Genomic DNA, 13,105 nt, shown 5'->3' with positions numbered 1-13,105 from the left:
ATGAAAAAGCAATCCCCCTGGTCGTGGGTCCCGACGCTGTATTTTGCCGAAGGATTACCTTACATAGCAGTCATGACTCTATCACTTGTCATGTATAAGCGCATGGGCATCTCGAATGCCGAAGTTGCTCTCTATACAAGCTGGCTGAACCTGCCATGGGTTATCAAACCGTTATGGAGTCCGTTTGTCGATTTACTCCGTACCAAGCGCTGGTGGATAACACTCATGCAGTTGTTCATCGGAGCCGGACTGGCGGGAATTGCTTTCACTATTCCTACCGAACATTTTTTCCAGACAACGCTTGCTATCTTCTGGCTTATGGCCTTTAGCTCAGCAACACACGACATTGCTGCCGACGGATTCTATATGCTGGGACTGAACAGTCACGAACAAGCTTTATTTGTCGGTATACGAAGCACCTTCTATCGCATCGCAACGATTGCCGGACAAGGATTGCTGGTCATGATTGCCGGATATTTGGAAAAGACCAGTGCAAATATTCCTTATGCATGGAGCATCACCTTTCTTGTTCTGGCCGGCATATTTCTTGCCTTATGGCTCTATCATTCCTTTATACTGCCACGTCCGGCAAGCGACAAGGCTGCGGCAAAGACATCTGCATCGGGATTATTTAAAGAATTTCTACTGACATTCCGTTCGTTTTTCAGAAAGGATCAAGCAGGCATTGCCATTCTATTCATGTTGCTGTACCGCCTGCCGGAAGCCCAACTGGCAAAGATGAGTATACCTTTCCTGCTCGATCCGGTTTCAAAAGGAGGCTTGGGCATGACAACCGAACAAATAGGATTTACCCAGGGTACTATCGGAATCATCGGACTTACACTGGGAGGCATACTGGGAGGTATGGCTGTGGCACGACATGGATTGAAGCAATGGCTATGGTACATGGTGTGGGCAATATCACTTCCCGATCTGGTTTATGTTTTTCTAAGCTATTTTCAGGAAACAAACCTGCTGTGGATCAATGTCTGCATTTTCATCGAACAGTTCGGCTACGGATTCGGTTTCACGGCATACATGCTGTATCTTATTTATTTTTCTCGGGGAAACCACAGTACAGCACACTACGCTATCTGTACTGCTTTCATGGCACTGGGTATGATGCTTCCCGGCATGATAGCCGGATGGATGCAGGAGCTTCTGGGGTATCAGCATTTCTTCCTCTGGATCATGGTATGTTGTGCCGCTACTTTCGGCGTAACTGCTCTATTGAAAATAGACCCTGAATTTGGAAAAAAGCAAGCCGAATAAACAGTTTTCCAAAACATGCTGACAAATAAGAAAAAACATCACCGGGAATTGCTGAATTTCCGGTGATGTTTTTTCTTATTCATGGTGATGAATATAATACACGTATTTATAAAATCATCAATTCTTTCTTTCCAGTTCTCGCAGATTTTCCATTTTCTTAGCTTCAAGAAACTCATAGATGCCACACAAATGTTCTTTCACACGCTGATTGCCGAATTCGTATACCTTCGAAACCAGCCCGTCCAAGAAATCACGATCGTGCGATACCACAATCAGTGTTCCGTCGAAATCCATCAGTGCCTGCTTCAAAATATCTTTTGTCTTCATGTCAAGATGATTGGTAGGCTCATCCAGAATCAGCAGATTTACGGGTTCGAGCAACAACTTAATCATTGCAAGACGAGTACGTTCTCCTCCCGAAAGCACTTTTACTTTCTTCATCGACTCCTCCGGCCCGCCAAACATAAAGGCTCCAAGCAGGTCGCGTATCTTGTTTCGGATTTCCCCCTTTGCCACATCATCGATTGTCTGAAAGACGGTCAGATTTTCATCCAGCAAAGAAGCCTGATTTTGTGCAAAGTAACCAATCTGCACATTGTGCCCCAGTGTCAATGTTCCCTCATGTTCTATCTCTCCCATGATACATTTTACCAATGTAGACTTACCCTCTCCGTTTTTCCCGACAAAGGCTACTTTATCACCACGTTCTATCGTGAGATTAGCATTACGGAAAACAACGTGGTCACCATACGTCTTGCCCACTCCTTCCATAATGACCGGATAACTTCCGCTTCGGGGAGAAGGCGGAAATTTAAGCCGGAGTGCAGAAGTATCTTCTTCATCAACCTCAATAAGTTCCAGCTTCTCCAGCATCTTCACACGGCTTTGTACCTGAAGAGTCTTACTGTATGTTCCCTTGAAACGTTCGATAAAATCTTTCGTTTCCTGAATCATCTTCTGCTGCTCCTCGTATTGCTTCATCTGTTGTTCGCGACGTTCTTTACGCAATACAAGATACTGTGAATAGTTTACCTTATAATCGTAGATACGCCCCATTGTCACTTCGATGGTACGTGTAGTAATATTGTCGACAAACTTACGGTCGTGACTGATAACGACTACTGCCTTGGCACTATTAATCAGAAATTCTTCCAGCCACCCGATAGACTCAATGTCCAGATGATTGGTCGGCTCGTCCAGCAACAACACATCCGGATTCTGCAACAGCAACTTGGCCAGCTCGATACGCATGCGCCATCCTCCGCTGAAATCGCTGGTAGGACGGTTGAAGTCTTCACGCACAAAACCAAGTCCGAGCAAAGCTTTCTCTACGTCTTCTTCAAAATGAGTCATATCGATGGCGTAAAACTTCTCGCTCATCGCAGCAACTTTTTCTATCAGCTCCATGTACGAATCACTCTCGTAGTCGGTACGGGTAGCCAGTTCGTTATTCATGCGTTCTATTTCTTCCTCCATTTCACGAAGGTGAGCAAAAGCCTGCGATGCTTCCTCGAACACCGTACGTCCGTCTTCTGTCATCAGATGCTGAGGCAGATAAGCAACCACACAGTCTTTGGGTGCTGTTACTTTTCCACGTGTTGGCTGGCGTACTCCGGCCAATATTTTCAACAAAGTCGATTTTCCAGCCCCATTCTTTCCCATCAGGGCAATACGGTCTCTTTCATTAATCTGAAAACTAATGTCACTAAATAAGGTGGTTCCGCCAAACTCGACGGTAAGTCCATCTACTGAAATCATAAAATTTTACGTCTTAGTATATAAATTACATCATTTAATTCAAAAAAGCAGAGAAGCCTTCCCGCCAGTTTTATCTTCATCGCCTGCTCCTTACACAACATCTTCTATCCGATATCCGAATAAACAAATACCTTGCGAACCCCGTTCCCTATCAAGAACCCAGACTCACAATTTCCTGCAAGATACGGACTGCCGAATCCACATCGTTTATGTCCTTTACGGTCATGCTGCGTCGTCCGTTCTGTTCACGCAAGTTGCATACCCGCGGATACTTTGCCATGTAATCGATAATCTTACCGAAAGCTGCACTCTGATAATACGGACTATCCGGATTGCTTACAAAATAAAGAATCATCTTACCCCCCTTCAGCACAGCCTTTTCTACGCCAAGGCGTTTTGCCAGACGACGGAGAGGTACAATACGGATCAGTTCTTCGCCTTCGGGCGGAATCTTGCCAAAGCGGTCTACCAGACGAGCCTTGAAAGCCTCCACATCCCGGTCGAGTTCCAATTTATCCAGCTCACGATAAAGCAACATTCGTTCACTGCTGCTCGGAATATATTCGTTGGGGAACAACAATTCCAGATCACTTTCCACGGTACATTCGTCAACGAAATCTTCGCCGCTGATCTTTTCCTCTCCAGCCTTAATCTCATCGGCATAAAGATCGGCAAACTCATCATTCTTCAGTTCCGTCACAGCTTCCGACAGAATCTTCTGATAAGTTTCATAACCCAGGTCGGCAATAAAGCCACTCTGTTCGGCTCCCAGCATATTACCGGCACCACGAATATCCAGGTCCTGCATGGCAATATGTATACCGCTTCCCAGATCGCTGAAATTTTCGATAGCCTGAAGACGGCGCTTGGCTTCGGGAGTCAAAGACGATAAAGGAGGAGCCAGCAAATAACAGAAAGCCTTTTTGTTACTTCGTCCCACACGTCCGCGCATCTGATGCAAGTCACTCAATCCGAAGTTCTGTGCCTGATTGATAATAATCGTATTGGCATTCGGGATATCAATTCCACTCTCGATAATGGTAGTGGCAAGCAGCACATCGTAATCATAATTCACGAAACCGAAGATTATCTTTTCCAGCTCTTCGGGCTGCATCTGTCCATGACCGATACATACACGGCAATCCGGAATATTACGCACGATCATTGCTTTCAGTTCCGCCAAGTTCTGTATGCGGTTATTCACAAAGAACACCTGACCGTTACGGCTCATTTCAAAGTTAATCGCTTCGGTAATGATTTCTTCGTTAAACGTATGCACCTCGGTCTGAATCGGATAACGGTTGGGTGGCGGAGTCTGGATAACCGACAAGTCGCGGGCTCCCATCAACGAGAACTGAAGTGTTCGCGGAATCGGTGTAGCCGTCATGGTAAGGGTATCTACATTCACCTTAATCTGGCGCAGTTTTTCTTTCACACTCACTCCGAACTTCTGCTCTTCATCCACAATGAGCAAGCCCAAGTCGTGAAACTTCACACTCTTACCGATAATCTTATGTGTACCTATCAATATATTGATCGTACCTGCTTCCAGTTCCTTCAGGATGCGGGACGTATCTTTCGCCGTACGGGCACGACTCAGATATTCCACTTTGCAAGGCATTCCTTCCAGACGCTTGCAGAAAGTCTGATAGTGCTGATAAGCCAGTACCGTAGTCGGTACAAGCACAGCAACCTGCTTATTGTCGGCTACAGCCTTGAAGGCAGCACGTATGGCAACCTCCGTCTTTCCAAAGCCGACATCACCACACACCAGACGGTCCATCGGACGATCGCTTTCCATATCTGCCTTTACCTCTTGAGTAGCCTTCAACTGGTCGGGAGTATCTTCATAAATAAAGCTTGCCTCCAGCTCATGCTGCAAAAAGCTGTCGGGACTATACTTGAAGCCTTTTTCCTGCTTACGCTGCGAATAGAGTTTTATCAGGTCGCGGGCGATATCCTTAATCTTGGTCTTAGTACGTTCCTTTATTTTCTCCCATGCTCCCGTACCCAGCTTACTGATACGAGGCTGCTCGCCTTCCTTACCCTTGTATTTGGAAATTTTATGCAGAGAATGAATGGAAACAAACACAACATCATCATTCTGATACACCAGTTTGATGACTTCCTGCGTAGTATTTCCATTCGGAATACGTACCAGTCCGGCAAACTTTCCGATACCGTGGTCGATATGTACCACATAGTCGCCCGGCTCGAACATATTCAATTCTTTCAGTGAAAGTGCAACCTTTCCACTTCTCGCCTTATCACTGCGCAAATTATATTTATGGAAACGGTCGAATATCTGATGATCGGTAAAAATACAGCAATGCAACGTATGGTCGATGAATCCCTCGTGCAAGGTGCGGTCTACAGCCGTAAAATCAATTTTATCGCCTCGTTCACGGAAAATATCGACCAGACGGTCGGTCTGTTTTACACTGTCAGAACAAATGTATAAAGTATATCCCCGCTGCAGGTAATCCGTAAAGGTACTTGCCACCAAATCAAAGTTCTTATGGAAAATAGGCTGGACGGATGTTTCGAACTTCAGCGTTGCCTGAGGTGTCCCGACCGCCTTATGTCCGAAATCAATTCGCCGGAAATCCAGTGATTCCGTCGTAAATTCCGATCCGTCTATCAGCTTACGTTCCAGATTCATCAAGTCGGTCTGTTCGCCTTCGTAAGCGGTCAGTGCCTGTGGAGAAAGCGCCTCATCGTGTACTGTCTGAATGCGCTCACGAACCCACAACAGATCTTTTACCCATAAAACGGTTTCACGTGGGATAAAGCTCAGGAAACTAATATCACCATCTACAGCCTGTGCCAGTTCCGGAACAATGCTCACGGAATCTTTCTTCTCGCGCGACAGCTGGCTTTCGACCTCAAAAGTTCGTATACTATCTATTTCATCACCGAAAAAGTCTATTCGGTAAGGATATTCAGAAGCGAAAGAATAAACATCGATTATACTTCCACGTGTAGCAAACTGCCCCGGCTCGTATACATAGTCTACATGTTCAAAACCATAATCGGATAGCGTCTTGGTTATTTCCTCAGTATCAATATGCTGTCCGACATTCAGTTTCAAAGTTTTATCACTCAACACTTTTTGAGAAACGACTTTCTCTGCCAGAGCATCGGGATAAGTTACCACTGCAACCGGCTCGTTTTTCTCCAGACGGCTCAGCACTTCGGTTCGAAGTATCTCGTTGGCAGCATCCTTTTGTCCGTACTTGATGGCGCGCCGATAAGAGGAAGGAAAAAACAATATCTGTTCGTCTCCATTCACTTGTACCATATCGTGATAGAAATATCCGGCCTCTTCCTGATCATTTAAAATGAAAAGATATACTCCCGGCACCGACTTGATAAAGCAGGAAGCAAACAAAGAAGCACACGAAGCATGCGTTCCCTCCAAAAACACAGTACGTATATCATTGTTTCGTAAAGTTTTCGCCAGCCCTTCCACTGCAGGATGACGAGTATAACGCGATTGAAGTTCAGTTATTTCCATTGTTTTCGTCAATAGTAAAGTCTTATCTTCTTATCTCACGGACAGAAGATCTCTCAATAAAATAAACATTGCAAAATTATAAAATTATTTCTGTACAGAACAAAATAAACAAGGCTTGAAGAAGGACAAATAAGTTTTAGAACTCCAAAATAAACAATTTTACCCGCAAAAAAACAGAAAGAATGAATAACTTTGCAAAAAGCAAAACCTCCGAATAGTAAAAAACGAGAAGAAAGAATGGCCAAATTCAAAAAAATAGTAGCAGTAGATGAAACATTGCTCAACGAGAAAGCTCTACAGCAACTGCAAAATTTAGGCGACGAAGTCGTGATCTATCACGATTTTCCACAAGATGAGAATATTGTAATAGAACGCATCGCAGATGCAGACTGTCTGTTAGTTTCATTTCGTACACCAATCAGAAGAAATGTACTCGATGCCTGCCGCAACATACGCTACATTGGTATGTGCTGCACACTCTATAATCCAGAAAGTTGTAACGTAGATGTTATAGAAGCACGGAAAAGAGGTATCACCGTATTGGGAGTAAAAGACTATGGTGATGAAGGAGTTGCAGAATATGTGATAAGCGAACTGGTACGCCTGCTGCATGGATTCGGAGGCATACGCTGGCACAAAGATAGTACAGAACTGACTAAATGTAAAACAGGAATCATCGGTATGGGAAAAACAGGACGAATGGTTGCCGATGCTTTAAAGTTTTTTGGAGCAGAGGTCAGCTACTTCAGCCGCAACAGAAAGCCAGAAGCCGATGATGCCGGATATACCTATATGCCGCTTGATGAGCTGTTGGAAAAGAACGAAATCATCTGCACATGTATTCCCCGAAACAATTACCTGCTTGGAAAAAGAGAGTTTTCCATACTGGGTAATCATAAAATCATAGTAAACACTTCGGTAGGACCAACATTCGATGTTGCAGCTATGAAAGACTGGCTTAATGCTTCAGACGGCAATTATTATCTGTGCGATGCCACCGGAATGGGGAACGTGTACGAAGACCTGAAATCGTGTAAAAACCTTCTATATACTCCTTATATCTCAGGAAAATCAATCCAAAGTATAGAAAGACTTTCACAAAAGGCTTTGGCTAATATCGATTACTATTTTCAGGAATCAGCCAACAAATAACCAGTAAATACTGATAAACATACACTTAATATTATTTCTCTAATCAGACCCTTTAACTGTTATGTATAACGATGTCATCGAATACTTAGACAAAAAGCGGGTGAAAGAAGCACTCGTACAACTCTCGGCCTTGGCACATGAAGCCGATGACTGGAAACTCTCATCAGAAATAGAGAATCTCCAAACGACTTATAACTACATGTTACAATATGCCTCGCAGGGTATGGAAGATCCGGAAAGGAACAAACTGTATCATAAACTGCTGCGTAGAGCATACGAACTTGCCGATAGTGCCGAACTTATACGCAAGTACCACACCGGAAGCGGCTACCAACAGGGAAAGTATCGCGTCATGAAACAGTTTGAATCGAAAAGCTTCCGCGATTATTGCCTCAGCCTTGAAGCATTCAGCGAAGACTTGGGAATGGCACAAATTTCAATAATGGACGACAAGAGCCGCAGCAAATCGATAGACGACATTTACGCACGTCATGAAAAAGATGTAACCGAATTGTTCGACAAAATATGGATATCGACACACTGGACGGACGAAGATCTGGCAGGCTCCAATGCAATATTGGAGTCATTGCTCGTTCCAGCAAACGACGTGGCAGTCATGATTAGTGCCGTAACATTAAGCTTACTGCAACTGTTCGACAGCCGCAAGTTTCAGTTCCTTATAAAAGCCTATCAGACTCATAGCGAGGCAATCGTTACCCAGCGTGCATTAACAGGTATCGCCTTGGCAACCTATTATCAGGAGAAGCGACTGCAACTGTATCCCGAGCTGAAGGAAGCTCTATCGCTCTTAAACGATTCTACTCCCGTAGCTCAGGAGCTGAACAAAATCCAGATTATCTTACTCCTCTCGCGCGAAACAGAAAAAATAGACAAGAAAATGCGCGAAGAAATTATTCCGAACATGAAAATTTCACCGGAGATGATGCATCCGGGACAGAAGATCTTCGACCTGGAGGATATGGAAGACAAGAATCCGGAATGGGAAAAAGAAATCAAACGGGTGGAGGAATATCTGCACGAACTGGGTGCCTTGCAGTCGGAAGGAGCCGATACTTACATGAGTGCCTTCTCGCAGCTCAAGTCGTATCCTTTCTTCCGTCAGGCAGCACACTGGTTTTATCCGTTCGACCGCCAGCAGCCGGATGTAGCTCAAGTATTCAAGCAGAAAAATATAGAGGGTGAGAAATCTATCATAGGTACACTCATGGAGTCGACCATGTTCTGCAATTCGGACAAATATTCATTCTGTCTTACCCTGCAAAGCGTTCCTTCCGACCAGTTGGAAATCTTGGCAACAGAGTTTTCCATGCAGAATGAAATGATTGGTGAAGGGCAAGACTTACTTTCCAACTATATAAAGGCTGAAAAGAAATCCGAGAACGTCAGCCGCCAATATATACACGACTTGTATCGCTTCTTTAAGTTGTGGATGTACCGCAACGAGATGCACGACATCTTTACCGACGAACTTGCCCTTTGGAAATGTGAGGCGCTGAAACCACTGACACATACACCGGAAGCACTGAAGCATATAGCCGACTACTTGTTCTCGAAAGAATATTTTCAAGAGGCATGCGAAATTTACAAAGACCTTTTGCAGTGCGGAGAAAACATGGACGACGATATCTGGAGGAAAACAGGATTCTGCTACCAGAAAATGAAAGAATATTCCAAGGCATTACAAGCCTACATACAGGCCGACCTGCTGAAACCAGATCATATATGGACATTAAAACAAATGGCACAATGCTATAAACGGCAGCAGCAATATCAGGAAGCGTTGGAATGCTTGTACAAAATTGAAACAATGCAGCCGGAGAACTTAAATCTGCTTCTGCAAATCGGACAATGTCTGGCCAACCTCCGTATGTACGATAAGGCACTGACCTATTTCTTTAAAGTAGAATACCTGGATAAAGCTCCGGCTAATGCACAAAGAGCAATAGGATGGTGCTACTTTATGACTGGGAAATATGATGAAGCTGTTCGCTTCTTCGACAAGTTACTGCACTCCGACGAGTCGCAATCGTCCGACTGGCTAAATGCCGGACACGTTTATCTGGCACAAAATAATATCCGACAGGCTCTCGAATGTTATCGCCATGTGGAAAGCAACTGCCAGACACACGATGAATTTATGAAGCTCTATCTCGCAGATAAGAATGCACTGCTGGAGCAAGGCATCCCAGAAGAGAATATCTATCTGGTTCCAGACATGCTATAAAAAAAGACACTCCTTCGATTTTCTTTGCATCACAAGGCAAAAGCATTTGAAGGAGTGTCTTTTTATATTCAGTTTCTGTCACATCTGCGCGAAGGTCAGATTGTCATTTTCAGGATCTTTCCGCCCCAGCCCGGCAGTTCAACGGCTACTGGCTTCTCGCTTGTAAAGGAAATGGTTCCTTTTTCTCCCGTCAGCAAGTCCACTGTCTGTACGGTTTCGCTTTCCGGCATCTGCAAATACTCAAACGCATGACGCGGAACATTGACCGAAACCGGCATCGGCATCTCATCGAAATTGACAAGTATCAGCAACACTTCGTTGGCATGCTTGCGGATGAACGCAAACTGACGATGTTCATTCATCAACCAGTTTCCCTGATTGGCATACATCAAGTCGAAGAATTCACCTTGCGAGATGGCCTTTTCCTCATTACACAAGTTCAGTACATGGTAATAAAACCGGCGAAGCTCTTTCTCCTTGTCATTCAGCAGGTGAAGATTGTAGCGTCCGTGGTTATTCCATCTTCGGATGCTGTCAACACTCCAGTAATCGAAGATGGTGGTACGTCCGTCGCGTCCGCTGAATCCTTCGCTGTCCATACCTTCCTCGCCCAGTTCCTGTCCGAAGTAAATCATCATCGGATTGGTATTCATGCAAGCCGAAACCAGCAATGCCGGCAGTGCCTTACGGGCGTCGCCTGCAAAGAAATCGGAAGCGATACGCTGTTCGTCGTGGTTCTCCAGGAAATTCAGCATGTGCGACTGGATATCGTTCACGCTCTGCCAGCATCCCGTAATAGAAGTAGCCGAACCATATCCGCATACTACGGCACGAAGGGTATCGTACAGCCCCACCTTATCATACAGGTAATCGAAATGTCCGTTGAAGATATAATTACGATATTCGTTCGGATTATAGACTTCGGCAATGAAAATCAGCTCCGGATGCAGCTTTTTCACCTGAGGAATGACCCAGCCCCAGAACTCGCACGGTACCATTTCCGCCATGTCGCAACGGAAACCGTCTATGCCTTTGGCAGCCCAAAAGAGCAGGATATCCTTCATCTTGTTCCAAGTATCAGGAACCGGTGAGAAATGATTTCCCGTATTTCCCATATAGTCTACCCCGTAATTCAGCTTCACCGTTTCATACCAGTCGGTTTTGTTCGGATAAGCATCGAAGCGGTTATTTCCGGTAGCCTTGGCAGGCATTTCTTCGTAGGTGCCCGCCTCTTCATTATAAAAGTCTATTTCACCTTCCAGACGCGTACCCGGTATGTAGTAAAAGTTATTGTTTACATCAAAAGCCTTTGTATTGTCATCGTCTTCGCCCAAATCCTTTACGCCCGCAGGCTTGGCAATAGAGTGATACTGACGGGCAACGTGATTGGGCACGAAATCAATAATCACCTTCAACCCGTTGCTGTGCGTACGTTTGACCAGTGCTTCGAATTCTTTCATGCGATGGTTCACATTGACAGCCAAATCGGGATCGATATCATAATAATCGCGGATAGCATAAGGCGAACCGGCCTTTCCTTTTACCACTGAAGGGTGATTTCGGGGAATATTATATGCAGAATAGTCTGTTTGGGAAGCATGAGCAATCACACCTGTATACCAGATATGTGTAGCACCCAGTTTCTTTATTTCATGTAATGCTTTGTTTGTAAAATCATCCATTTTACCGCATCCGTTCTCCTGCAAGCTTCCATTGTATACATTATTCACTTCGTTGTTGCCGAACAAACGGGTAAAAACCTGATAAATAATCATTTTTTCATTTTGTTCCATAGTCATTATTGTATTTTTTGACATTCTTCTTTTTTACCTGAACGAAAAATACCGCTCTTTTTCATCCTCTTCCAGTTGCTCCAGCACCTGCGAAGCTGCGAAATATCCAGTACTGAAAATTTCTTCAGCCTTTTCCAGTTCGTAGTTCGAGTATTCTCCCAGACCATCGGGGGCAATAATCAAATCTGCTTTTTCAAGCTCGGTAAACGTATTTGCCTGAAACATGAAGTGGTATGCCCTGAGGGCTATGGCTGCCAGATTCTTGCTATATGCATCGGCAACGAGCTTGTAAACGTTCAGTGCCAGCACTTTGTCGCATAAATCACGTATCGGGGTAACGGGAATATTCATAAATACTCCTCCGTCGACATAATAAACTCCTCCAATCTTGACCGGAGCGAACAGCACGGGTATGCAACATGAAGCTGCCACACAACGGGCTATCTCTCCACGCGTGAAGTGAACGGAACAACCATGATCGAAATCGGTAGCCGTCACAACGACAGGTATTTCCAGATTCTCCAGATTGCGTGTCCGCAGATTGCTCCTCATGAAATCGATAAAATAATCCATCTGGAACAGACTTTCTCTGCCCGGACGGACCTTTGCCAGCTCTGTAAACGAACGGTCGGAAAACATCTCCATGATTTCGAAGGGCTGCCTGCCATCGGCTATGAAGACACTGACGATAGCTCCCGCACTGGTACCCGACAGGATATCGGGACGGATATTATGCTCGAACAGTGCCTGCAACATGCCCAGATGGGCAATTCCCCGGATAAATCCTCCGCTCAAAGCAAATCCGATATGATATTTTCCTTCTGTCATAGGTTCAGGTTTATTTTTTTATTTGATAATCCGGTAGTAATCGGGCTTACGTGGTTTGGGCTGTGCCGGTTCTCCTTCCGGATATCCCAAAGCCAATGCTCCGATACCAACCAGCCCCTCGGGAAGTCCCCATGCTTTCATCAGTTCCTTTCCTTCGGGAGTGGAGAACATTTCGCGCTCACGGTGAATCCAGCAACTGCCCAGTCCCAGCGCATGGGCTGCAAGCATCATATTTTCAAGTACGCAACTGCCGTCTTGTATGGGATTATTGGCATCGCCCGGAACAAGCACCAGCACATAAGTGGGAGCATCGTAATACGGATTGGAGGTCACGCCCATAACGCGGGCATTCATTTCGGCCAATTGCTTGCGCTGAGCTTCATTCTGTACAGCTACGATGTAAGGTGACTGCATGCCTCGTGAAGTAGGTGCATACGTACCGGCTTCGAGTACAGCCTTCAGCTCTTCATCGGTAATTTGTTCTGCTTTATATTTGCGGCAACTGCGCCGTGTCTTGATAATCTGTAAAAAGTCTGTTTT

General features: G+C 45.0%; 8 protein-coding genes. 3 read left to right on the top strand and 5 right to left on the bottom strand.

What is annotated here, in order from left to right; genetic code table 11:
* Positions 1-1,272, top strand: a complete 1,272-nt coding sequence (locus WKT12_RS13680) for an MFS transporter (protein WP_340320029.1) — start codon at positions 1-3, stop codon at positions 1,270-1,272.
* Between the two features lie 117 nt (positions 1,273-1,389).
* Here WKT12_RS13680 and WKT12_RS13675 read toward each other — a convergent pair whose 3' ends face one another.
* Positions 1,390-3,030, bottom strand: coding sequence for an ABC-F family ATP-binding cassette domain-containing protein (locus tag WKT12_RS13675; RefSeq protein ID WP_340320028.1), 1,641 nt, complete (start codon positions 3,028-3,030; stop codon positions 1,390-1,392).
* 151 nt (positions 3,031-3,181) lie between these two features.
* A complete protein-coding gene (gene mfd / locus WKT12_RS13670; RefSeq protein ID WP_021970224.1) occupies positions 3,182-6,547 on the bottom strand; it encodes a transcription-repair coupling factor in 3,366 nt (1,121 codons plus the stop codon).
* 237 nt (positions 6,548-6,784) lie between these two features.
* On the opposite strand from mfd, the gene WKT12_RS13665 reads away from it, so the two are divergent.
* Together WKT12_RS13665 and WKT12_RS13660 are read left to right on the top strand one after the other, a co-directional pair.
* Positions 6,785-7,699: an NAD(P)-dependent oxidoreductase gene (locus tag WKT12_RS13665; protein WP_340320027.1), complete on the top strand. Its 915-nt coding sequence runs from the start codon at positions 6,785-6,787 to the stop codon at positions 7,697-7,699.
* Between the two features lie 61 nt (positions 7,700-7,760).
* A complete protein-coding gene (locus WKT12_RS13660) occupies positions 7,761-9,944 on the top strand; it encodes a tetratricopeptide repeat protein (protein WP_340320026.1) in 2,184 nt (727 codons plus the stop codon).
* A gap of 95 nt (positions 9,945-10,039) precedes the next feature.
* On the opposite strand, the gene WKT12_RS13655 is transcribed toward WKT12_RS13660, so the two are convergent.
* From WKT12_RS13655 to WKT12_RS13645, 3 genes are all read right to left on the bottom strand, one after another.
* On the bottom strand, positions 10,040-11,737 hold the full coding sequence (locus tag WKT12_RS13655) for an alpha-amylase family glycosyl hydrolase (protein WP_021970227.1): 1,698 nt from the start codon (positions 11,735-11,737) through the stop codon (positions 10,040-10,042).
* A gap of 33 nt (positions 11,738-11,770) precedes the next feature.
* A complete protein-coding gene (locus WKT12_RS13650) occupies positions 11,771-12,565 on the bottom strand; it encodes a patatin-like phospholipase family protein (protein WP_340320025.1) in 795 nt (264 codons plus the stop codon).
* An 18-nt stretch (positions 12,566-12,583) separates the two neighbouring features.
* Positions 12,584-13,105, bottom strand: a 522-nt coding sequence (locus WKT12_RS13645) for a nitroreductase family protein (RefSeq protein ID WP_340320024.1), incomplete at its 5' end; no start/stop codon positions are given.

Source organism: Phocaeicola sp. HCN-6420, assembly GCF_037890145.1.
Taxonomy (GTDB): domain Bacteria; phylum Bacteroidota; class Bacteroidia; order Bacteroidales; family Bacteroidaceae; genus Phocaeicola.
This window is presented reverse-complemented; position numbering and strand designations above follow the sequence as displayed.